Here is a 23,024-nt window from a genome sequence, read left to right as displayed (position 1 = left end):
AGTAACGAACATGGACTGGGCAGAGAAGTACCGCCCGATGCATCTTGCCGATATTTTAGGCAATGGATCCGCGGTCAGACAGATAGTTGACTGGGCCAAGACCTGGACGCCGGACTCACGCCCGCTGCTTTTTACGGGGAAACCGGGTATTGGAAAAACCTCAGCAGCCCTTGCTCTTGCCCGCGATATGGACTGGGAAGTTCTTGAATTGAACGCCTCGGATGCCCGCACGAAAGCGATCATCGAGCGTGTCGCCGGAAACTCGTCAACAACGACCAGTCTGTTTGGCGCCGGACGAAAACTGATCATCATCGACGAGGTGGATAACCTCGAGGGAAATGCGGACCGGGGAGGTGCCCGGGCGATCGCAGATATTCTCAAAGAAGCAAAACAGCCGATCGTTCTGATCGCAAACGACGCATACGGGGTTTCCGATTCGATCCGCAGACTCTGCGATCCGGTCCCTTTCAGGGCGATCGGTGTCTCTACGCTGCAGAAACGGATGAAGGAGATCTGCCGCTTCGAAGAGATCGCCTGCGGGGAAGACGCACTTTCAGCGATCGCGGAAAGTTCGGCAGGGGATATGCGTACTGCCGTAAACATGCTGTTTGGCTCCTCGACCGGGAAGACGAGCATCTCCGCAGGAGATATCAATACTGCCCAAAAGGATGAACGGGCAACGATCTTTGATTTAGTCGGCGGCGTTTTTGCCGGGGCACCGGACCGCGAACTGCAGAAACTTTCCTTCGAATGCGACGAAAAACCCGACTCTGTCATGCAGTGGATCGAGGAGTCGATCCCGCTGATGCATGACCCCAAACGGCGGATCCGGGCATACGGCAGGATCTCGCGGGCCGATGTGTATCTGGGAAGAACGATGCGGCGCCAGTATTTCACCCTCTGGCGGTATGCCACGTCGATGATGACACTCGGAGTCGCTTCGGAAAACGCCGGCGCGGGCTTTCGGACCCGGATCATGCCGCCTTCCCGCTGGAAACGGATGAGTACCGCAAAGAAACAAAAAGCGGTCAGACGAACACTCGCGGCGTCGCTTGCGGAAGGATACAGTATTCCGGAGAGTCAGATCCAGAGTCAGTATCTGGATCTGCTTTCCCGGTTTGCCGAAAAGGATCCTGCAGCATTCTGTGAACGCCACAACCTCGACGTCGACCAGATGGGGATCGTTCTGCATGACAAGGCCGCCGCTGCCGCCGCGGTAAAGACGGTCCAGCAGGCCGCAAAAGAACGGGACACAAAGGTCAAAAAAATGGCGGCTTCAAAGAGGGCGGAGATGCGAAAACTCGAGGAGCAGCTGGAGGCACTTCGAATGCAGGAACCCCCCGTCCCGGAAACGCCGCCGGCTGCAGAAGAACTGCCGCTCGAAGAACCTCCGGAAGAAAAAAAGCTCGCCCCAAAGCAGGCGACGCTGGACTTTTTCTAACCTGCTTTTTTCCCGAAAATCTTTTTTTTGCTTGGTCGGGCAGCAGACGGTGTGACACCTGAATTTGACAGTTGGCAAATATATTTCACCCACATCTCTTTCCTTTTTTTTCTGATTAAGGGGTGCAGGAGGGCGACTCCCGCACCCCATAATTAGATAAATGTATGGAATATTGGTGATGTATTCTATAGGACTTACGCGTTGTTATTCTCAATTCAATTCGGGAAGGGTATTTCTGGATGTGGACACAAGAGGAAAAACAACCGCGAATAAGCGGTTAAATAAATTCAGGTTTCCACACCCAGGAATACCCTTCCCGAATTGAATTGAGAATAAAACCGCGTAAGTCCTATTATAATCAACTTTTTCCATAAGGAATTACCTCCCATTCGATGTTTGTTTTGCCGTTTTTGGAAGTGTTTTGATCCATGAAACCCATTTCCCAAAATGCGGGCACTCCCTGCACATCGTATCGAGACCTATCTCCCGTGCGACCGTGAGGCCGTCGGTCGGTTTCTGATATCCCGGGTTCACCCGCAGGATCCGTTTGGAAGGCGCGGTCATCTCCCCGCCGTCGATCTCTTCGGGAAGAAAATCCCTGCGGACATCGGCGAGTTTCTTCACCTGTTTTTTACTCATCCCGCAGACAGAAAAAGCCGACGGATCGGAAAACAGCAGGGTCTCGAACTCATGCAGCTGGATGTTCGCATGAAAATTCTCCCGGTCGATGTCCTCGGAAAACGCCGCTTCCATCTCGGTCACCCGCTCGAGAGGGGACGCCAGATCATAGGATACCGTGAATCCCGGGATCGCCGGAAACTTATAGAAATCATACATCGTCGTGACATATGAACCCGGCCGTCTGCAGAGATTCAGCACATCCCGTTTGATTTTATCGTACGAAGAGCAGCCTCCTCTGCGGACCACTCCTGATTTGCTCTTCGAGGTCATTACGATAACCGGAATGAGATTCACGCCCAGATACGCCAGTTCCTTTGCCATCAGCCGTTTTATGAAAACCTCTTCGGTATACCCTTCGCAGGAGATGAACAGATTGATCATGCCTACTGCGGTCTCCCGCCAAAGATGTTCTTTTCCCAAAGTTCTCCCAGAGAATAATCCTGCGCGATCCAGTTCTGCAGCTCCTCGTCGTCCTCGAGCCTGCGGAATGTGGAGGCGTCATTTTGCCAGTCGACAACGATGATGTCCTCAGGCTCGAACTCGCTGAGGAGAAGAGCCGACTGGGTGGAGACGATGATCTGTTTGACGATGCCGGCGGATTTGATCAGGGCCGCAAGTAAAGAGAGGGCATAGGGGTGGAGACCAAGTTCCGGCTCTTCAAGAAGAACCGTCTCCGGGATATTGTCGACCGGCTGGAGAAGCAGGGTCGCCAGACAGATGAACCGGAGCGTCCCGTCAGAAAAGTCGGCAGCTTTGAACGGTGTGTTCCCATGGGTCGAACACCATTCGAGTTCGATCATTTCCGGATTCTCGGGCTTGGGCCGGAGGATGAAGTCCTCGAAGAAGGGGGCCGCGAGCTGGATCACTTTTCTGATCCTCTGATAATTGTTCGGGGCGGTCAGTTTCATCAGATAGAGATAGGCGGCAAGGTTGCCCGCATCCGGTCTGAGACACATGTTGTCATTGATCGCATGGATCTGTTTGACTTTTGCATTGTCTCCGGTGTCGTGGAAATGGTAGACGATCCACTGATGAACATGCTTCAGGACGTATTTGTCGATGAAGGTTCCGGTTCCTGCGTCGTAGCGTGATTCGAGGTGACCGGAGCCGAGTGAACGGTTCTCATTGAGGAGGTTCCATGAGAACCATTCGTCTTCGAACATGAGCCGGTTGTCTTTGGTGGGTTTGAGATCGAAACCGTATCCGTTGTTCCCGAAGTATATGCCGATACTGATCTTTTCGGTTTCCCTTCTGCCGAACCAGAGCAGGGAGTCGGGACCGCCGTTATAGGTGACATAGTTCTGGAGGCGTTTGGCGAAGATCTGTTCCATCATGCAGAATACCGAAAGAAAATTTGATTTTCCCGCGCCGTTTGCTCCGATCAGGATGTTGATATCGCGAAGTTTGAGATCGCAGGACCGAATCGAACGAAAGCCGCGGATCGTTATACGGTCGATCTGGGAGCCTGGTTGTTTCTGCCTCATATGTTTAGCTTTTGCGCACATGAGAGATAAGGGTATCTTCAAATGAGGCGGGATCGGTCGCCTTACAGGAAAGTGAGAGAGAGGAGAGAGCTGATACATTTTTGGGGTGTAGGTCTGTTTGTTCACCGGCGAACTTATCCCCTCACGCCCCCCGGTTACTCAAGGGACTACTTTTTTAACTCTTCACTCCAAAATATTAAAGGTTTAGATAACTCGAATGAGCAGGGAGAACACCATGACAAAACTCAATATTACCGACACAACGCTCCGTGACGCTCATCAGTCACTAGCGGCAACACGCATGCGGACCGAAGACATGCTCGGCCTCGCCCGTGAGATGGAAAAAGCCGGCTTCTGGTCAGTAGAAGCCTGGGGCGGGGCAACATTTGACACCTGTATCAGATATTTAAACGACGACCCCTGGGATCGTCTTCGGACACTCCGGGAAATATTTGTGAAAACTCCCATCCAGATGCTTCTGCGCGGACAGAATCTTGTCGGCTATCGTCATTACCCTGACGATGTCGTCGACAAATTCGTCACCGCAGCATCGGAAAACGGGATCAGCGTTTTTCGCGTCTTCGACGCACTGAACGATATCAGAAATATGCAGAGATCCATGGCCGCCGTCATCGATACCGGCGATCACCTCCAGGGCACTATATGTTATACTACCAGCCCTGTCCACAGCATAAAAGGGTTCATCAGCATGGCCGAAGAACTCTATGCCCTCGGCTGCAGCTCGATATGTATCAAAGACATGGCAGGACTCATCATGCCCGAAGCTGCCCGTGAACTCATCACCGGCATCAAAGCAAAACTCGACATCCCTGTCTGTCTCCACACTCACTCAACAAGCGGCATTGCCCCCATGAGTTATCAGGCGGCCATCGAAGCAGGCGTCGACATCCTCGACACCGCCATGTCCCCCTTCGCCGGAGGAACAAGTCAGCCGGCAACCGAAAGCATCGTCGCCTCCCTGATCGGAACATCCCGCGACACGCAGATCCCCCTCTCAACCCTCCGGTCGATCAAACTCGCAGCATGCAATATCAGATGCAAATACGACTGCCTCATCGATCCGATCAGTGTCAGAATCGACAGCGATGTTCTGGTCTATCAGCTCCCGGGCGGCATGATCTCGAACCTCGTCTCCCAGCTCAAAGAACAAAATGCCCTGGACAAAATGGATGACGTCCTTCTTGAGATCCCCAAGGTCAGAGCCGATCTCGGTTATCCCCCGCTGGTAACGCCGACCTCACAGATCGTCGGGACCCAGGCAGTCTTGAATGTATTGATGGGCGGACGTTACAAAACCGTCACCAATGAAGTCCGTGACTACCTCAAAGGTCTCTATGGAAAGAGCCCCAAACCGCTCGATGACGCTCTCGTCACCTCGATCATCGGTGATATCCCCCGGATCACCTGCCGGCCGGCAGATACTCTTGAACCGATCTATGAAAAGATGAAAGCCGACGCGGAGGCACAGGGACTCGTGAAAAAAGAAGAAGACGTCCTCACCTACATCCTCTACCCTGCCATCGCCCCTGCCTTCCTCAAAGGCGAAAAGAAAGCCGAAGCATTCCCCGCCGCTCCGACGACCACGGCAGGCATCGTTCCTGCGGATTATGACATCCCCAGGTCCATGGAAGTCGAGGTCGACGGCGAGATATTTGCCGTCCGGATCCTCTCCGTCGAAGGAGAGGCCGTTGTCAGTTCAGGAAAACCGACCGAGTCACGTCACCGCGGCGAAGTCCCCGGCGGCGTAAAGAGCAGTATCCAGGGCATGGTCCTCGACATCAAGGTCCAGGCAGGCCAGAAAGTAACTGCCGGCGAGACCCTCCTTGTTCTTGAAGCAATGAAAATGGAGAACCCCATCGTCAGCCCCATCGACGGAACGGTCACCGAGATCTTCGTCGAGAACGGCGCAGTCGTCCAGAGCGGCGATGTGTTAGTGGTGGTGCAATGAGCAAAAATGAATACTTTGACAAAGTATTAGTTGCCAACCGCGGCGAGATCGCCATCCGCGTTATGCGTGCATGCCGGGAGATGGGCATCGAAACGGTCGCCGTTTACTCGGAAGCCGATGCGAATGCCTTACACGTGAAGTACGCCGATGAGGCATTTCTCATCGGCGCCGCCCACCCGACGAAAAGCTACCTCAATATGGAGAGGATCCTCGAGGTCGCCGATATGGCCGGAGCCGACGCGATCCATCCGGGATACGGATTTCTTGCAGAAAAAGCAGCATTTTCCGGAGCCGTAACAAAGGCAGGTCTTACCTTCATCGGCCCGACTGAGGCCACCATCAAAATGATGGGATCCAAACTCGACTCGAAACAGGCGATGCATGATGCCGGCGTTCCGGTCCTCCCCTGGACCAAGAGTACTGACCATGACGAGGCAAAAGCATTTGCCGAGTCGATCGGGTACCCGGTCATCGTCAAAGCGTCCGCCGGCGGGGGGGGTATCGGGATGACCATCGTCAACAACGAAGCCGAACTCGACGAAGCAATCGCAAAATCCAGCAGGACAGCAGCTTCAGCCTTCGGCGACTCGACCGTCTTCATCGAAAAGTATCTGGCAAAACCCAGACACATCGAGGTCCAGGTCTTCGCAGACGCCAAAGGCGAGGTGATCCACATGTTCGAGCGCGAGTGTTCGATCCAGAGACGTCACCAGAAACTCATCGAAGAGGCTCCGTGCCCCATCATGACCGACGAACTCCGCGAACGAATGACCCAGTCGGCGATCACGGTTGCGAAAACCTGCAATTATGAAAATGCCGGAACCGTTGAGTTCCTGTATGATTCAGGAAACTATTACTTCATGGAGATGAACACCCGTCTGCAGGTCGAACACACCGTGACCGAGCTGATCACCGGTCTCGATATGGTCAGAATGCAGATCAAAGTCGCAGCAGGCGAACCCCTGCCGTATTCCCAGGACCAGATCACCTGCCGCGGTCACGCGATCGAGTGCCGGGTGAATGCGGAGGATCCGATGAACAACTTCCAGGCGGATGCAGGAAAGATCAGCCGCTACCGGTCCCCGGGAGGCCCGGGCATCAGGATCGACAGCTGCATCCATGCAGGCTACTCGATCCCGCCTCTGTATGACTCGATGATCGCAAAACTCTGTGCGAGAGCAATGACCCGTGAGGAGACCGTCGCGAGAATGCGCCGCGCCCTGACGGAATACGTCATCATCGGCGTGAAGACAACGCTTCCGCTCCATTACGCGGTCATGAACAATCCCGAGTTTATCGCAGGAAATACGCACACACATTTCCTGCAGGATCCGGAAATTACCAAGGCGCTCGCAAGATATATGCGTGAGAGCGAGACCCGGATGAACCAGCTTGGGGATTCTCTCCGTCAGGGAAAAGAGAAAACCATCGCCGTAACGGCGGCAGTGAGCGCGTATATGAGTGCTCTTGCAGCGAAAAACGGCCAGAAAAAAGAATAATTTTTTTATTTATTTTTGCTTATTTTTTCCTTGTTTGCGATACCCTTCCAGAAGCAGGGACCCGATCTGTTTGATCGGGAGACCGGTCACCTGATGGAGATGGAACTCACAGAACGGGCAGACCGTCACGATGTAATCGGCCCCGGTCTTTTTGACCATCTCGGCGCGAACAGCTCCGATCGCCGCCGCCTGATCCGGCAGACCCGACTTCACGCCGCCGCCCGCCCCGCAGCATCGGGCAGGCATCTCCACGAATTTTTCTGCGACCGCGTTCAAGAGAACACGGGGTTGTTCTGAGATCCCCTGACCTCTCAGCAAATGGCACGGATCGTGATACGTGTAGGTCCCCTCGACTTTTTCAGGGATCTTGAATCCCAGTTCGCACAGGTATTCGGTAATATCCACCACTCGAAACGGGGTTTCGTAATCGTTTTTCAGCGTCGAGCCGCAGCCTGCACAGATTGTCAGAACAGTGTCCACGCCTGCTTTTACGAACGCATCGATGTTTCGTTTCTGCAGCTCCGGGACGAATCCCGAGAGGCCGGTTCTGATCAGCGGTGATCCGCAGCAGACCTGATCTTTTGGAATGATCACCCTTACGCCGTTCAGGCGGAGGAGTTCTATGGTATCCAATGCCGGCTGGATGACTCTTCCGTTGAACATACACCCGACGAAAAAGCCGACCGTTGCCCGGACTTCGCCTTCGGGCTCGATCACGTCAGGCACACGTTCAAGGAACGTCTGGTCCTTTCGCTCGACCGAACGGCCGGTCTTCTCGATGAGGGAAGCAAGGGCCTTGTGTGCCGGAAGGGAAAGCCCGCGTTTCGCCGCTTCGGCTCTGAGTTTCTCGATGGCTTTTCTCGGCGTCTCGATCTCTTTTGGACAGACCTCGACGCATTTATGACAGGTCGTGCAGGAAAAGAGTCCCTTGTCGATCGCTTCAAGGATCCGGTCCCCTTTGTCCCGCGGATCGAGATTGAGTCTCTGCTCCTGGCGCATGATCGTCGGACCTTTGTAATCCGAGGCCGAGATCGCCGGACAGGCTGAGATGCAGGAGTAGCATTCGATGCATTCACGTAAGGGTTTTATCTCCTCGATATCCTGCTGGGTCACCGGTGTGCAGTCACATCCGCTGTTCATCCAGGCGATCTGGGCCATCACCGGGGCAATATCGGTAACGAGGTCCCTGATCCTTGGCAGTTCGAGAGGTTCGATGACGTCACCCTCCTTTGCTTCCTGCATGCAGGCAAGGACCGGTTCACCGTTCACTCGAACGGCACACGAGCCGCACTGCCCGCCCCGACAACAGTGCCGGTAGGCGAGTTCCGGATCGACCGTATCTCTGACGGCATCCAAAACGTTGAGAACGCGGGCCGATTCCTTCACACTGACATCATACTCTACAAATTTCGGTGGTTCGCCGGTTGCCGGATCGAAGCGGGAGATGGTTACTTTCATAGTTTTTCCTCCCGGATCTCTATGCCTGATTTATCTTTGACAAAGAAGGTGTGTCCAAACGGCGAGGTCTCGTTCGTCCAGGTCTGTTTCACATCGGTGCGGGTGTGGGCCCCTCTCGACTCTCGTCTAAGGAGCGCTCCTTCGATAACGAGCTGAGCGACAAGCAGCATATTTTCCGTGATCACCGCGTCGGAAAGTTCGCGGGCCGAGTCGATCTTCGGCACGGCGGCCTGCAGTTTTCTGATCTCGCGTTCGGCGACCCTGAGGTCCAGCTCGTTTCGGTAGATCCCGACATTGTTCCACATCAGGGTTTTCATCGACCGCCGGATATCAGCAGACCGTCTGGAACCGGCGTAGTAGGCGCTGAGTCTGTCTTCCGCCGCCCGGATCTGATCCACCTCGACGGATCTCGCCGTACGTTCGGTTTTGCCTGCCGAGATCCCTGCCCTTCTTCCAAACACCTGGGTGTCGGCGAGCGCGTTGCCGCCGAGCCGGTTTCCTCCATGGATACCGCCGGTCACCTCTCCGGCTGCAAAGAGGCCCGGGATGGTAGTTTTCGCATCAGTGGTGATCTTCAGCCCGCCCATGAAGTGGTGGGCAGTCGGAGCGACCTCCATTGGTTCGGTTCTGATATCAACGCCGAACTTCAGGAACTGATTCAGCATGATCGGCAGACGTGTCTCGATGTGTTCGCGCGAAAGATGACTGACATCGAGCCAGACGCCGCCATGTTCTGTTCCCCGTCCTTCAAGTACTTCTGTGGCTATTGCCCGTGCAACGATGTCCCGTGTGGAGAGATCCATACGTACGGGATCATATTTTGCCATGAACCGTTCGCCGAGCGCGTTTTTCAGGATGCCTCCTTCCCCTCTCACGGCCTCGGTGATCAGCCGTCCGCGGGAATCATACGGAGTCACGGCCCCGGTCGGGTGGAACTGGACCTGTTCCATATCGATGAGCTGGGCGCCGGCCCGATAGCCGAGCGCATATCCGTCCCCGGTCCCCGCGGTCGAGTTGGTCGTCGTATCGTAGACCTGGCCTGCCCCCCCGGTCGCAAGTATGACGGCATCGGCCGTTATAACGCCAAGCTCACCTTCCCGGTCACAGGTGACGGCGCCGTTCACCCGTTCGCCGTCCGTCAGCAGATCGAGGACCGTCACTTCGTTTTCGATCTCGACGGAGGAACCCCGTAGTTTTTCGAGCAGGGTCATGACCAGTTCATGGCCGGTGTGATCGCCGGCATAACAGGTTCGGGCGCATCGCTGCCCGCCGAAAGGCCGCTGAGCTATCGTGTTGTCGTTTGCAAGGTCGAATACCGCTCCCCAGGAAAACAGATCCCTGATCCTGTTCGGCGCTTCCGCGGCGAGCGTCTCTACAAGCGACTCGTCGTTGAGGAATGCCCCGCCTCTCATCGTATCTTCGAAATGGGTCTGGATGGAATCTGCTTCGTTAAGTACCGCGTTGAATCCGCCTTCGGCCATGACGGTGCAGCCGCCTTTGCCGGTGATCGTTTTTGAGACAATGACAGTCTCGCCGAATGATTCCGCCTCAACGGCGGCACGTATTCCTGCGCCGCCGGACCCTATGACCAGTACATGACAGTCTTTTCTGTTTTCGATGCCCATTTCGAATCCTTTGTTATATTTATTGGAAGAGGGAGGGGATAAAAGCGAGGGAAAAGGACGGTTATATCTCGAGGACCGTCTCTCCGTCTGGTGTCGTATAATATTTTATCACGGTTCCGTCAGGCTGAACGGCGGTGTATCTGATGTTTCCTTTATTGTCGGTGTACCATTCGGTTTTCGAACCGTCGGCGAAAAGGATCGACCCTTCGGTCTCATCTCCCGTGAGAATGTTTCCGTCTTTGTCGGTGAACGCGGAGGGATCAGATGGCTGCGCAATGCATCCTGCCGATATGATGAGCAGCAGAAGCACAAGTCCGGCGGTCAGGATTTTTTTCATGGAAGAGTGTTAGTTTCCATTCGTCATCAGGCTGTTCCTGCCGACAAGAGTCCGAAGAAAAAAAATCTGCTGAAAAAACGCTTTAAAAAAATAGTAAAAAAACGGAGGGGGTCCGTTTAGTTCTCGAGAACGATCTCGATGCTGATATCTTTTGGAACCTGAATGCGCATCAGCTGTCTGAGTGCACGCTCATCGGCGTCAAGGTCGATGAGACGTTTGTGCACACGCATCTGCCAGCGATCCCAGGTTGCCGTTCCTTCTCCATCGGGGGATTTGCGGACCGGGACGATAAGTCTCTTGGTCGGCAGCGGGATAGGTCCAGCCATATTTACACCGGTACGTTCTGCAATCTCACGGATACGGGTACATACCGTCTCCACTTTCTCATAATCAGTCCCTGTCAGGCGTATTCTGGCTTTTTGCATTTTCTAAGTCACCACAAAAAATTCGAGTGAGAGATAAAATTATCTCATCTGCTTTGCTTTAATGCTCAGAACAAGACCGGCTGCAACGGTCATACCCATATCACGGACAGCGAATCTGCCGAGCTGCGGGAGTTCCTTTGCAGTCTCGATAACGAGCGGGCGGGTCGGAGTAATGGTGCAGATTGCTGCATCGCCGGCCTTAAGGAATGCCGGGTTCTCTTCCTTAACCTGTCCGGAACGGGGGTCCAGCTTCTTGTTAAGTTCAGTGAACATACATGCAGTCTGTGAGGTGTGGCAGTGGAACACCGGGGTGTATCCTACGGAAAGGACGGACGGGTGCTGAAGAACAACGACCTGTGCGGTGAATTCTTCTGCAACGGTCGGGGGGTTCTCGACCGGACCGCAGACATCGCCGCGGCGGACATCGTTCTTGGCGATACCGCGGACGTTGAAACCGACATTGTCTCCCGGCATTGCTTCGGCGAACTCTTCGTGGTGCATTTCAATGGATTTGACCTCACCATTTACGTTTGCCGGCATGAAGGAGATCTTCTGTCCTTTCTTGAGGATACCGGTCTCAACACGGCCTACTGGGACGGTTCCGACACCGGAGATGGTGTAGACGTCCTGGATCGGGAGTCTGAGCGGCTTGTCGGTCGGCATCTCGGGCATCGTGAACTGGTCAAGTGCTGCAAGAAGTGTCGGGCCCTTGTACCAGGGGGTGTTTGCTGATGATTCCTTAATGTTGTCACCGCAGAATGCGCTGATTGGGATGAACGGGGTGTTTGCCGGTTTGAATCCAACGGACATGATGAGTTTGGTCATCTTGTCTTTTGCTTCGTTGTACTTCTCTTCGGAGTATTTGACGGCATCCATCTTGTTGATGGCGACGATGATCTGGTTGATACCAAGAGTCTTGGAAAGGAAGACGTGCTCTTTGGTCTGTTCCATCGGACCTTCGGTTCCGGAAACGACAATGATTGCTGCATCGGCCTGGGATGCACCGGTGATCATGTTCTTAACGAAGTCACGGTGACCTGGACAGTCAACAACGGTAAAATTGTATTTCGGGGTTTCGAATTTCTTGTGAGCGATATCGATGGTAATACCACGTTCGCGTTCTTCCTTGAGGGAGTCCATTACCCAGGCGAACTCGAAAGTACCCTTTCCTTTGGATTCTGCTTCTTTCTTGTATCCATCAAGAACGTGCTGTGCTACAACGCCGGTCTCAAAGAGAATCCGGCCAACGGTTGTTGACTTACCGTGGTCGATGTGACCAATAACGGCAAGATTCATGTGGGGCTTTGCTGCTGCCATGATAATGTTTCTCCACTTTGACTCATTGATAGGGACACACAAAGGTGCGATCCAAATCAACACGAGTGTAAACAGATTGGTCGTACAACCATATAAAATAATTCCCTGCGTTAAAAATCTGAACCGACAGACTAATAGGAAAATAATTCAGTATTCTCTGTGATGAAATCATTACCTCTTGAGAGAAAACCGAGCGGTAAATCGACCGTGATGTGCGGAGACAAGGAAGTTTCCGTACACAGCACCTGTGTTTTCTGCGCAAACTGCGCAGGGATACGGGTGAACCGGAGAGTTACCCCCAATCCATACGCCCAGGCGATGCGCGGATCGAAGGGAGGTCTGTCCCTGGATGAACAGCTGATGGACGGTATGGTCCTTTTCAATACCGTGATCGAAGATAAAAACGCGACCGATATCGAGTGTTCGGATGATGCGGGCGCCGGCTATCAGCCGATCTCACGCAGACGTTAGTATTACCGCTGCGACCAGAAGAACGGCCATCCGGGTGAGTTCGTTGCCGGCTCCGGTGACATCGCCGTTCACCCCGCCGAAGAGTTTTCGCGCGAGGAGCAGAAGAACGGCAGCAGCCGCAAGAGCAGAGAGAAAGCCGGCACCCACGCATATTTTTCCCGGCAGCAGAAACAGCGGCAGGGTAAGCAGCGCGGCGTAGAGACAAAACCGCTTTTTTGAACGATCATAGATGAATTTCTGGATGCCGTCATGGAACGGTTTTCCAAGCGCCGACAAAAACGCCATGGCCAGTTTGCCGAAGATCTCGGCGATGAATACGGCAAAGGCGATCTGAAGGACGGTCATGGAGGAGAGGGCGGAGTAAGAGATCAAAACGACCATGATCCCAAGAGCCAGCGCTCCGGCTCCGGTCGTCCGGTCGGTCATGGCGCGGATCCGTTTTTCCCGGCTGCCGTGTGCCATGAGCCCGTCACCGAAGTCCAGAAGCCCGTCGAAGTGGTTGGCGCCGGAGATGAAAACCGCGAGGGCGAGGGAGATGGCGGCGATCACGGCAGAGTTTTCAAAACCGAGATACCAGGCGATGAGCCCGGGAAGTGCGGCGATCCCGCCGGTGACGTATCCGGCTGCAGGGTAGAGCCAGCTTCGCTTTGCAAAACATTCATAATCCGCCGGTTTTCCTAAAGGAAGGATCGTGGTGAACTGGAGAAGAGCGCGAAGTGACTGCATTTATATTATATCTTGTCAGTTCTAAATGATATAATATCATGTCATTTGTCTCAACGAGAGCGGATTTCTCTGCCGAGTCGCCGATGTTCGCCCTGATCCTGTCCAACTCCCTGATCTCCACGGTCCCCGGAGTATCCGGAGCAGGAGAAAGCCCGGAAAAAAGCCTGATGGTCCCGCCGCTGGATGCCGAACTTATCATTAACGGAAAGATCACCTCCGTTGACATGACACCAAATACGCCGACCGGCTGCCCGACGCCGGCGGTGATGACACGCGCCGTAATGGAACTGACCGGCATAAAACCCCTCATGATCGCCGCAGGTCTGGACCACGAGGTCACCGTCCCCCATATGCAGCTGGGAGAAAAAGCCGGAGGAGATCCCCGGGAAGGAAACGCCGTCCCGCATGCGAAGGGACTGTTTGAAAAAGGCCGATGGATCGGTGAGTATCTTTCCCGGAGTCATGATCTCCTCGTTCTCGGCGAGTGTCTTCCCGGCGGGACAACGACTGCGCTCTGTGTTCTTCGCGCTCTTGGCTATCAGGCAAAGGTCAGCAGCTGCCTGGTGGACAACCCGGTCTGCATCAAGGAAAAAATCGCGGAAACAGCCGTGGAAAAAGTACAGAAAGCAGGCTTGACCGATCCGCTCGACATTGTGTCCATGGTCGGCGACCCGATGATTCCGGTCGCCGCAGGCATCGCTGCAGGATTCCGCGGAAAACTGTTCCTTGCGGGAGGCACCCAGATGCTGGCGGCCGCTGCCGTGATCCGGGCGCTTGGAAACACGGTTCCCGACATCGTTACGACGATCTATGTCTACGAGGACAAGTCGGCCTCGTTCAAAGAAACGGCCGCCGCAGTCGGAACTGACGCCTATTACGTCGACCCTGAATTCGGATCGATCGGCCATGCAGGCCTTGCCCGGTATGCGGAGGGCGAGATCAAAGAAGGGTCCGGGATCGGCGGGGCGATGTTTCTTGCAAGCATCCTCGGGTATGCCCCCGAAGACATCCGGAACACGATCCGCGAACATGTAAGCAGATACGCATAATGGAACTGGAGGACCGGATCCGCAAAGCAGAGTTCATCTGCAGATGCTGCGGGGAGTGCTGCAGCGGAAAAGACAATGAAGTGATGGTCTCCCCCGACGAGATCGATCTGCTCTGTCAAGCGACCGGTCTTACCCTGGATCAGATCACCGAGCCGTATCCGGAATGGATCCGTGACGGGGGAGCGGTCTTCACCTTCGGCCGGGTTTTGCGGCGGGGAGAGGACGGGAACTGTATGTTTCTTGCAGAAAACAAATGCACCGTCTACGAACATCGTCCGCATATCTGCCGGACCTATCCCTTCATGCTCGACGGGGAGAATCTCCTCGTCTTTGAGTGCTCTGGATGTAAAAGCGGCGCGGAAACGCCGGATGCAGAACAGATGGCAAAAGACCTCCTCGCCCGCCGCGAAGCTGAGGACAAAGAGTTTCTTTTAACAAAAGAGCAGTACCAAAAGCATAGTATGGTTTTGGGATCAACAATCATCTTCGACAGCAGAGGAGCTCATCTGCACAAATAACAATGACCGAAATACACATCGTTGGAACCGCCCATGTTTCACAGAAAAGCATCGACGAAGTTCGTGAGAAAGTGGAAGCCGCAGATCCCGATGTGATCGCGATCGAACTGGATCCGGGACGTTTTGCCGCACTGAAACAGCAGATGAAGGAGGCACAGGATCAGGAATCAGGTGCCGCTCCAAGCGAAGAGGAGAAAACCCAAGCCCCGGAAGTGAAGAGCCTTTTAAAAGGAAACTTTACGCTGATGATCGTTCAGTGGATCCTTGCCTATGTTCAGCGAAAGATCGGGATGAACGTCGGGATCGAGCCGGGAGCCGAGATGAAAGAGGCGATAAAAATCGCCGAAGAGAAAAATATCAGGCTGCTTCTCATCGACCGGAACATCAATATCACCCTCGCCCGGTTTTGGGGGAACATGAAACTTCTCGAGAAGATCAAGCTTGTCTGGATTCTGATCCGCTCGATCACCGGAACCGATGAGGAGTCGGAAGGCATCGATGCGGAGATGGTCGATTCGCTGACGAATCCGGATATGATCGAGCTGGCTTTAGCGGAGTTCCAGAAGTTTTCCCCGACCGGAGCAAATGCCCTTATCACGGAGAGGGATGCCTATCTGGCGCACGGGATCATCGGTCTGGAGCACAGTTCCTTCGAGCGGGCGGTGGTCGTGGTGGGCGCGGGGCATCTGCCGGGGATCACGAAGTTCCGGGAGAATCCGGAGACCCTGCCTTCCATGAAGAGCCTGAATGAGATGCCGAAGAAGTATCCCTGGGGAAAGATCATCGGCAGTGTGTTCATCGCGATGTTTGCGGTGATCATTCTCGCGATCGCATTTTCCGGAGCGACGGATCTTCTTATCTGGGCGATCATTTACTGGGTGGTGTTGAACGGTCTGTTTGCCGGCGTGGCCACGCTGCTTGTGAGAGGGCACCCGCTTTCTGCGGCGACCGCTGCGGGACTTGCATGGATGACTTCGCTGAATCCGTTCCTTGCCTGCGGATGGTTTGCGGCGATCGTGGAGGCCAGGATGCGGCCGCCGGGACCCGGCGATTTCAAGGCGATCGCAAAAGCGGAAAGCATCAGTGAGATGTTTTCGGTCCCGCTGTTCAAGATCCTGCTCGTGGCGGCGGCGGCGAATATCGGTAGCACTATCGCGACATTTGCGTTCTTTATCTTCCTGACACCCCTCTTAGGGGTCGATCTTGAGATGATGACCGAGATCCTGACGACCGGATTTGCAAACCTCTGGGCATTTCTGACCGGCTGGATCTGAAATCCGATCTTTCTTTTTTTATTTTTCCCACCAGATATGGGCGGTTTTTGAAACGCCGGGAAGAGCAAAGCCTTTGTCTGTTTTGACTGCACGTTCTTCCAGATACCGGTCAATGATCCCTTTCTGTTCGTCGGTCTTTGCAAGAAGCCGGGTGTAATAGTCCTGCCGCATCTCCTGAACCGAAGCATACGCCTGTCCTGTATTCCTCGACTCGACCGTAAGGTTTGCATAGATGCCCATCTGGTACAGAACATTCCAGAGAACATCGGCTGTGGGTTCAAAGTTGTACGGTTCGCCGTGCAGAAGCGGCCAGAGCTCGCTGTTTCCGCGGGAAAGGGAAGGGGGGAGAAGGAACCAGAAGAGATGGACAGCAGAAACGGCGCAGTCATCCATTTTTTCGATACATGCACGGATGTTTCCCATCATTAATGAAAGTGAGGCGATCACCACGTCGTGGCGTCCGATCTCCCGGAGGGAAGCTTCCTCCCAGGTCTTTTGTATGATACGGACGGAAGGGGCGTTCGTGAGTGACCGGTATGCCTCCATCCCCCGGATCATCGGGCCCGACGGCTCCACGACGGTGACGGGGGAACCGGAGAGGGCAAGCGGCACCGAGAGCGTGCCGGGTCCGGCGCCGATGTCCAGGACCGACGACTCCGGCGGGATCTCCATCGAGGCAAGCTGTTTTTGGACCCTGCCCCGGTCATCATTCTGCAGTCTTCTGACATATCTGTCCACATTGACCGGATTATCCCAGAAACTTCCATTGTCCTCACCTGCCTTTCTCTTCTGTTCGAATGCACGGGCGATCTGTTCATCCCACATCCGGATATAGTCCGGCTTTCCAGCACACATATACAATAATGCCTGGTGAAAAGTAATAAACTGCGCGGGCTTGAGAGAAAGACTATTTTACCTTTCACACATAAGGTTAATTATGAATACGAGAAATCCGGGTATTGCAAACTTCGGTGTTACCATCATCCAGTCAAGACACAGTGTCAGAAAGTTTAAAGACGCGGAAATTCCGCCGGAGTTTATCAGAAAAGCCCTTGAATGCGCTTCAAAAGCTCCGACTGCACGCAATGTCCAGCCATGGATCTTTGTCGTCGTGAAAAACAAAGAGACACTCGCAAAGATCGCAGAGCTCGCCCCGAACGGCAAATTCATCGAAGGAGCCGCCGTCGGATTCCTGGTCTTTGGTAAATCCGACTGGCAGTATGTGATCGAAGACTGTTCGGCGGCAACCGAAAATCTTCTTCTCGCCCTCCATGCTTATGGATACGGCGGCTGCTGGATCGCCGGCGACAAAAAGGATTACGCAGAGGATGTGCGTAAACTGGTCAATGTTCCGGCCGAGTACAAACTCGTCTCGATCGTTGCGGCCGGCGTTCCGGATGTCGGCGGGATCACCCTTGCCGAGAAGATGCCGCTTGAACGTATCGTCTTTGACGAAAAATACCAGTGATCTGCGGGATCATCCGCACCCTTTTTTTGAGATGAAGAAAACGCCGGATCTTATGCAGAAGATATGCTGATCTTTCATCATCTTTTTCTCGGCCTGATCGTAGGGATCATGCTCGCAGTGATTCTTTCGAATAAATGGGCCGTTCTCTACGGAGGTATCGGAGCGATCCTTCCGGATCTTCTCGATAAACCGCTTGGACAGATCCTTCTTGCGGAGACCATGAACTGGGGAAGGATCTACGCCCACACGCTGATCATATCCGTGATTCTGATCATCATAGGACTTTTGATCTGGTACAAAAACCGGAAACGTATCCTGCTTCTCTGCATAGGGGCAGGCGTTCTCATCCATCAGCTCGGCGATGCCATGTGGACAGCACCCGTGAACTGGTTTTGGCCGTTTCTCGGACCTTTCCCGCCTTCATCAGAGGTATATCCCCCCATACCGGACGGATATCTGCCGTATCTGTATCTCGCATCATGGATACTGGCAGTGATCGCGGGAGCCGCGGTGATAACCGTTTTGCACCGTCATCTGGGTCATTATCTCGCCCGTGGGGCCGTGGGTAAACGGATTCTCACCGGAACGGGGATGGTTCTGACGGGAGCAGGAACAATACTGTTGATAAAATATCTCATATGGGATCTGTTTCTCACCGGACCCTGGGCAAATTATTTTGGAACGATGTATCTTCATGAACTGTTGTCGATATCCGAGTGGATATATGGCCTGACCTCCCTCATCCTGATACTCCTGCTTCTCGATTATCCGGTACGTTTTTCACAAACCACTAAAAAACGCATTATCAGGATATGCGGAGCAGGCGTTGTCGGCGTATCTCTTCTTCTCATGCTGTTTATCGGTCTTGGATTTCCGGCGGATGAGGTGTACGGTGAAACTATTTGGAGGATCCTGGCAGCCGCGGGATTATTTTGCGGAGGGATCGTTCTTCTTTTTCTTGGAGACAGGATATGGGCACTGCCGGATGACAGGGTCTCACCAAAATGATGAGATGTTTCCCGGGCATTAATTTTTTTGGAGACCTGAGGTAAACTCTTATGTGTTAACCATACCTATTGTATATTCTGATAGCGTATGAATGATTTTCTCCTGAACTGGGCAGGTTCCATGGGTATGATTTTCCTAATCTGGCTGTTTTGCGCAGCTATGGTTGATCTGACCATGACACGCCGATATTCCCGTCTGCGCACGGCGGCGCTCTGGGCTGGAGGATTTCTGATACTTGTTGTTCTCACCTCTTTGGTCGATATGATCTACGAGGCGTGTGTCTTTCTTATACCAAGCGGATATGATTTCATTTCTTTTATTGCCGACAGTCTGTTTGTGGCAGTAGTCGGTTTAGGGTTTATTTTTGTGTCATGGCGGATCTACCGCGGGACCACATCTTCCAAATTCTTCATAGCATCATTTATTCTTTTTATCGGCTTAAGCATCTGTGATCTTTCGTTTAGCATCATTCATATGATTTTCCCCTGGGATCTCTATCAGCTGAAATTTGCAACGTGCGTTCTGATTTTGATCATTCTGACTATCGGCCTGATCCTGACGAATCGTTTCCTGATCAAAACAATGCAGGAAACAAACAGAGACCTTCGGGGGGATTTTCGAAATGTCCTGTTCATCCCGCTCGCGGTCTATCTGATCTATGCAGTAATCAGCTCCCTGTGGAACAGTCAGGAAGGAGCCGTATTTTTCATTCCAGAGATCACAACCAGAATCATTTTCATCATTATGGTCATCCTGCTCTATATGCAGGTTTTTTACGGGATAACTAAGACCATCAAACATATCCATATCGATGAAGAGATGCTTCTGGCACATGATCTGCAGTCGAGTATTCTCCCGTCGCCCGGACGATTTGAGAACATGCCCGGAGTTGAGATATTCGCATCGATCTCAGAATCAGAACTTGTCGGCGGGGACTTCTACGATATTATCCGGATCGGAGACTATCATCTCGCCTTTGTCATTGCTGATGTATCGGGCAAAGGTATTTCTGCCGCACTCATGATGATGCGTGTCAAAACCATGATCAAGATGTCAGTACGGGCATTATTTACCCAGCCAGGCAGGATGCTTACCCTGGTAAACCGCGAAATAATGGAAAACAATGATACCTGCAGGTTCGTTACGGTCTTTCTCGGGCTGCTTAACCTCAAAACCGGCAGGTTCACCTACTCATGTGCCGGACACAATCCTCCGATACTCTGCACATGCGGAACCTGTGACCCGCTTGTCTGTGAAAAAGCACCTGGACTTGGAATCATGGACCACACATACATCGATCATCGAACAGTTCTGAAGAGAACTGATACGCTGTTTATGTACACCGACGGGGTAACGGATGCGCAGAACAAAAATGGCGAAATGTACGGGATGGGCCGGCTCCTTTCGATAGTCCAGAGATCAGACAGTCCTGAAACCATGATCAATTCGGTAACTGAAGATATGAACATCTTTACCGGGGCAAGCGGACAGGCGGACGATATGACGATGCTCGGAGTCAGATACACCGGAGAAGAATAAAAAAAGGAATTAAACCCAAAACACAGTTCTTTACTCACTCTTTTGCCAGAAGATCATCGAACCCCGAGATCTCAAAAACTTCGCGGACCAGACCGCGGGCATTGGTTATTTGTAATGTCCCGGCAGGCCCAAGCATCTTTTTCATAGTCAGGATGATCGAAAGACCGACACTTGACATGTAGGTAAGTTTTGCAAAATTAAGCGTAATGGATGAGATCCCGTCAAGGGACGACTCGGCACATCTCCGAAACTCAGGTGCGCTTTTGGTATCAAGTTTACCATCCAGCTCAAGGATAAGTTTGGATTCATTAACAGTTTTAGTAATTTTCATAGAATTTGTTCTCCCTTTTTTTAGACACTAGTTGTAGAGTTTTTTGTAAACGGTCAGGACGTTTGTTCCGTTCACACGCTCATATGTGATCCTGTCCGTCAGTTTTTTGGACAGGAATATACCCAAACCGCCGACGTTTCGATCATCGATCGGCAGCGTAACATCCGGCTCTGAAAACTCCAACGGGTTAAACGGCACCCCGGTATCGGAAATGATCAGTTTCAGACAGGGATCCAGATACATCGTAAAGTTCACCGAGCCGGGTTCATCCGGATAGGCATAGTTCACGATGTTGACAAACAGCTCTTCGATCACGAGCGTCATCTTGGAGATGAACGGCTCGGCGACCCCGTTTGGACGAAGTGCAGCATCCACCCACGAAACGATCTCATCAAGATGTTCGACCGCGGCCGGAATGATGAGCCTTGCAGCATGCTTTGGATACAGATGGACATACTTCTGATCTGTATATGGCCCCATTTCGGCGCTTACCCTGGATTTTCCACAAACGGTAATGGTATCTTTTTCACAGACGGATGCGGGATCTTCCAGACAGATGGCTGCTTTTTTGCCGTATGCGGTAAATGCCCCGCCCGTGAAGGAAAGACGTTTTACCGCAACCCCGCAGACACTCCCTTCAGCATCAAGATCCCCCTTCATCACCGAAACAGTACTTTGTTCGCCCCGAACCCCGTACACTCCTCCGGAAATATCCATACGGGTCCCGGAAACGATGAGATCGCCGCCTCCAAGAGAGATCCCGCAGGAGTTCTCATCGATGTCAGTTGTTCTGATCTGGAGGGAGCCACCCTTTGCATAGACCGAACCGGAAGTGATCAGAATGCCGTAGGTATCAGCAGAAATATCGTGCGTTCCGCTGTGGATCAGGACATCGCCGCCGCGGGAAAAAATGCCCGTATACTGCCCGGATATCTGGACCGCCCCGCCGGAAATGTTGACGGCATTCCCGACATACAATCCGATATCGCCGGCAATATCAACGACCGCATCGCCAAAGGTCGCGGTACTGCTGGAAAGATGCAGACCAAACTCATCACCGAACACGGTAAGATATCCGCCGAGATCTTCGAAGGATCCTGCCACCTTCAACCCGGTCTTTCCAGAAGCGGTTAGCAGACCAGATTTCATGGTGAGATCATCGAGAACATGAAGACCAGTCATATAACCGGCCGCATCGATCTTTCCTCCAAGGACAGTCATCAATTTTCCGACACGTATTCCATCGCCGGCCATTCCCGTCCCGCAGATCATCCCGGATCTCTGTGTAAAAGTTCCCTTTACATCTATCCCGGTACCTTCATTGATCGAGGTCAAATTTCCGTTCGTGACCTCAAGATCTCCGTTGACAACAAGGCCGCTTCGGCCACGGATCTCCAGACTCATGCCGGAAAAGAGCAGATCCGTTCCGATACGGACCCCGGCCTCTTTTCCGCTGATGACGGAAACACAGCTGTTTTCCAAAACACAGCTGCCGCCGGTCAGGATCCCGGTCTCTTCCGCTTCGATGGTGACATGCATCTGCGTGAAAACAGCATCTTTTGAAAAAGTCAGCGCCGCATTTCCCATAATCGCACAACTCCCGTCTGAGAGGCGGCAAAGATCCCCTTTGACGAGAAGACCCGTCTCTTCCCCATTGATGACGAGATGCAGATCTGTTCCAATCAGGGAGCCGCCGGCCGAAATTCCGGTTCCCGCACTGATCTCCGCGGTGGCTGAAGATATCTGCAGATCGCCTCTTTCAACGATGATCCCGGTTTTCCGGGAAGCTACCCTCAGAAAACAGTTTTTGAGGCTGCACGGACCCCCGCATACCTGGATCCCTATCCCGTCCGGGGTCTCGATCAGATGGGTCCCTCCGTCCAGCAGAAGATGCCCGGCACATTCTATGCCGACATTATCCGCACTAAGCTGAAGGGAGGAGGCTTCTATAGAAATGCCGGCACCTGATCCTGATGTTATACCGGTATCCTGAGATCGGATACTGACGGCCGAACCGGTGATCCGCAGTCCTTTGTGCGCACGGATACCGGCTGCCACGCCGGAGATGCCCACATGCACAGACGTTATGGATAATGTTCCCGCATCAACGCAGATGCCTGTTTCACTTTCGGCAAGGATTAGCGATCCTTCACCCGAAATACTCAGATCGCCGTTTCGCACACGTATCCCCGGGCGGTGTTTCCCAACTATGGTATTTTCTGCACCCGAGGCAATGATAGAGATATCCCCGAAACAGTCGATCCCAGTTCCGTGATATGAATAAAGTGAAAGAACACGAGACCCCGCCTCCCAGCTCCAGCCGTCTCCGTAACAATTCTCTTCGGAATTGTAGATTTTTCCGTTGATGACAAGTTGGGCGTCAGAATAGATTTGCGGTGTCATA

At 53.2% G+C, this 23,024-nt stretch carries 21 protein-coding genes; 10 read left to right on the top strand and 11 right to left on the bottom strand.

The features are described 5' to 3' along the window. Positions 1-10: 10 nt before the first annotated feature. Positions 11-1,441, top strand: coding sequence for a replication factor C large subunit (locus tag H575_RS04225; protein WP_042698410.1), 1,431 nt, complete (start codon positions 11-13; stop codon positions 1,439-1,441). Positions 1,442-1,819: 378 nt separating this feature from the next. Here H575_RS04225 and H575_RS04220 read toward each other — a convergent pair whose 3' ends face one another. Together H575_RS04220 and H575_RS04215 are read right to left on the bottom strand one after the other, a co-directional pair. Then, positions 1,820-2,542 (bottom strand): DUF4276 family protein, encoded by a 723-nt coding sequence (locus H575_RS04220; RefSeq protein ID WP_143744984.1) that lies wholly within the window; start codon positions 2,540-2,542, stop codon positions 1,820-1,822. Next, complete coding sequence (locus tag H575_RS04215; protein ID WP_042698656.1) at positions 2,506-3,606, bottom strand: AAA family ATPase; 1,101 nt, start codon at positions 3,604-3,606, stop codon at positions 2,506-2,508. The genes H575_RS04220 and H575_RS04215 overlap by 37 nt, the downstream gene beginning before the upstream one ends. A 235-nt stretch (positions 3,607-3,841) precedes the next feature. On the opposite strand from H575_RS04215, the gene H575_RS04210 reads away from it, so the two are divergent. Further along, on the top strand, positions 3,842-5,575 hold the full coding sequence (locus H575_RS04210) for a pyruvate/oxaloacetate carboxyltransferase (RefSeq protein ID WP_081406661.1): 1,734 nt from the start codon (positions 3,842-3,844) through the stop codon (positions 5,573-5,575). After that, positions 5,572-7,074 carry an acetyl-CoA carboxylase biotin carboxylase subunit gene (locus H575_RS04205; RefSeq protein ID WP_042698401.1) on the top strand — a complete coding sequence of 501 codons (1,503 nt, stop codon included), beginning with the start codon at positions 5,572-5,574 and terminating at the stop codon, positions 7,072-7,074. Before H575_RS04210 ends, H575_RS04205 begins: the two co-directional genes overlap by 4 nt. A gap of 9 nt (positions 7,075-7,083) precedes the next feature. Here H575_RS04205 and tfrB read toward each other — a convergent pair whose 3' ends face one another. From tfrB to tuf, 5 genes are all read right to left on the bottom strand, one after another. Next, complete coding sequence (gene tfrB, locus H575_RS04200; protein WP_042698398.1) at positions 7,084-8,532, bottom strand: fumarate reductase (CoM/CoB) subunit TfrB; 1,449 nt, start codon at positions 8,530-8,532, stop codon at positions 7,084-7,086. Further along, a complete protein-coding gene (tfrA, locus tag H575_RS04195) occupies positions 8,529-10,157 on the bottom strand; it encodes a fumarate reductase (CoM/CoB) subunit TfrA (protein ID WP_042698395.1) in 1,629 nt (542 codons plus the stop codon). The genes tfrB and tfrA overlap by 4 nt, the downstream gene beginning before the upstream one ends. Before the next feature lie 61 nt (positions 10,158-10,218). After that, positions 10,219-10,494, bottom strand: coding sequence for a hypothetical protein (locus H575_RS04190; RefSeq protein ID WP_042698392.1), 276 nt, complete (start codon positions 10,492-10,494; stop codon positions 10,219-10,221). Between the two features lie 116 nt (positions 10,495-10,610). Next, positions 10,611-10,919 carry a 30S ribosomal protein S10 gene (rpsJ, locus tag H575_RS04185; RefSeq protein ID WP_042698389.1) on the bottom strand — a complete coding sequence of 103 codons (309 nt, stop codon included), beginning with the start codon at positions 10,917-10,919 and terminating at the stop codon, positions 10,611-10,613. Positions 10,920-10,958: 39 nt separating this feature from the next. Beyond that, positions 10,959-12,236 (bottom strand): translation elongation factor EF-1 subunit alpha, encoded by a 1,278-nt coding sequence (tuf, locus tag H575_RS04180; RefSeq protein WP_042698386.1) that lies wholly within the window; start codon positions 12,234-12,236, stop codon positions 10,959-10,961. A 162-nt stretch (positions 12,237-12,398) separates the two neighbouring features. Here tuf and H575_RS04175 point away from each other — a divergent pair, with 162 nt between their 5' ends. Beyond that, entirely contained in the window at positions 12,399-12,707 is a 309-nt protein-coding gene (locus H575_RS04175; RefSeq protein WP_042698383.1) for a hypothetical protein, read from the top strand. On the opposite strand, the gene cobS is transcribed toward H575_RS04175, so the two are convergent. Continuing rightward, a complete protein-coding gene (gene cobS / locus H575_RS04170; protein ID WP_042698380.1) occupies positions 12,693-13,433 on the bottom strand; it encodes an adenosylcobinamide-GDP ribazoletransferase in 741 nt (246 codons plus the stop codon). The genes H575_RS04175 and cobS overlap by 15 nt on opposite strands. 38 nt (positions 13,434-13,471) lie before the next feature. Here cobS and cobT point away from each other — a divergent pair, with 38 nt between their 5' ends. Genes cobT through H575_RS04155 form a run of 3 tightly spaced genes read left to right on the top strand, consistent with a single transcriptional unit; the run spans position 13,472 to position 16,274 of the window. Further along, the gene (gene cobT / locus H575_RS04165) at positions 13,472-14,482 is read left to right on the top strand and encodes a nicotinate mononucleotide-dependent phosphoribosyltransferase CobT (RefSeq protein ID WP_042698377.1); all 1,011 of its coding nucleotides are present in this window, start codon (positions 13,472-13,474) and stop codon (positions 14,480-14,482) included. Next, positions 14,482-15,000 carry a YkgJ family cysteine cluster protein gene (locus tag H575_RS04160; protein WP_052319957.1) on the top strand — a complete coding sequence of 173 codons (519 nt, stop codon included), beginning with the start codon at positions 14,482-14,484 and terminating at the stop codon, positions 14,998-15,000. Before cobT ends, H575_RS04160 begins: the two co-directional genes overlap by 1 nt. A gap of 2 nt (positions 15,001-15,002) precedes the next feature. Further along, complete coding sequence (locus tag H575_RS04155) at positions 15,003-16,274, top strand: TraB/GumN family protein (RefSeq protein WP_042698374.1); 1,272 nt, start codon at positions 15,003-15,005, stop codon at positions 16,272-16,274. A gap of 18 nt (positions 16,275-16,292) precedes the next feature. On the opposite strand, the gene H575_RS04150 is transcribed toward H575_RS04155, so the two are convergent. Then, the gene (locus tag H575_RS04150; RefSeq protein ID WP_042698371.1) at positions 16,293-17,129 is read right to left on the bottom strand and encodes a class I SAM-dependent methyltransferase; all 837 of its coding nucleotides are present in this window, start codon (positions 17,127-17,129) and stop codon (positions 16,293-16,295) included. Between the two features lie 82 nt (positions 17,130-17,211). Here H575_RS04150 and H575_RS04145 point away from each other — a divergent pair, with 82 nt between their 5' ends. The 3 genes from H575_RS04145 to H575_RS08920 all read left to right on the top strand — a co-directional run bounded on the left by H575_RS04145 (position 17,212) and on the right by H575_RS08920 (position 20,289). After that, a complete protein-coding gene (locus H575_RS04145) occupies positions 17,212-17,742 on the top strand; it encodes a nitroreductase family protein (RefSeq protein WP_042698368.1) in 531 nt (176 codons plus the stop codon). 63 nt (positions 17,743-17,805) lie between these two features. Further along, the gene (locus H575_RS08925; protein WP_052319956.1) at positions 17,806-18,750 is read left to right on the top strand and encodes a metal-dependent hydrolase; all 945 of its coding nucleotides are present in this window, start codon (positions 17,806-17,808) and stop codon (positions 18,748-18,750) included. An 87-nt stretch (positions 18,751-18,837) separates the two neighbouring features. After that, positions 18,838-20,289 (top strand): PP2C family protein-serine/threonine phosphatase, encoded by a 1,452-nt coding sequence (locus H575_RS08920; RefSeq protein ID WP_052319955.1) that lies wholly within the window; start codon positions 18,838-18,840, stop codon positions 20,287-20,289. A gap of 34 nt (positions 20,290-20,323) precedes the next feature. Here H575_RS08920 and H575_RS04130 read toward each other — a convergent pair whose 3' ends face one another. Both H575_RS04130 and H575_RS09125 read right to left on the bottom strand, forming a co-directional pair. Beyond that, positions 20,324-20,620 (bottom strand): STAS domain-containing protein, encoded by a 297-nt coding sequence (locus H575_RS04130; RefSeq protein WP_042698366.1) that lies wholly within the window; start codon positions 20,618-20,620, stop codon positions 20,324-20,326. A 27-nt stretch (positions 20,621-20,647) separates the two neighbouring features. After that, positions 20,648-23,023 (bottom strand): ATP-binding protein, encoded by a 2,376-nt coding sequence (locus H575_RS09125; protein ID WP_081406655.1) that lies wholly within the window; start codon positions 23,021-23,023, stop codon positions 20,648-20,650. Position 23,024 lies beyond the last annotated feature (1 nt).

Source organism: Methanocorpusculum bavaricum DSM 4179, assembly GCF_000430905.1.
Lineage (GTDB): Archaea > Halobacteriota > Methanomicrobia > Methanomicrobiales > Methanocorpusculaceae > Methanocorpusculum > Methanocorpusculum parvum.
Note: the sequence above shows the minus strand (reverse complement) of the source record. Positions and strands in the feature narration are given on the sequence as shown.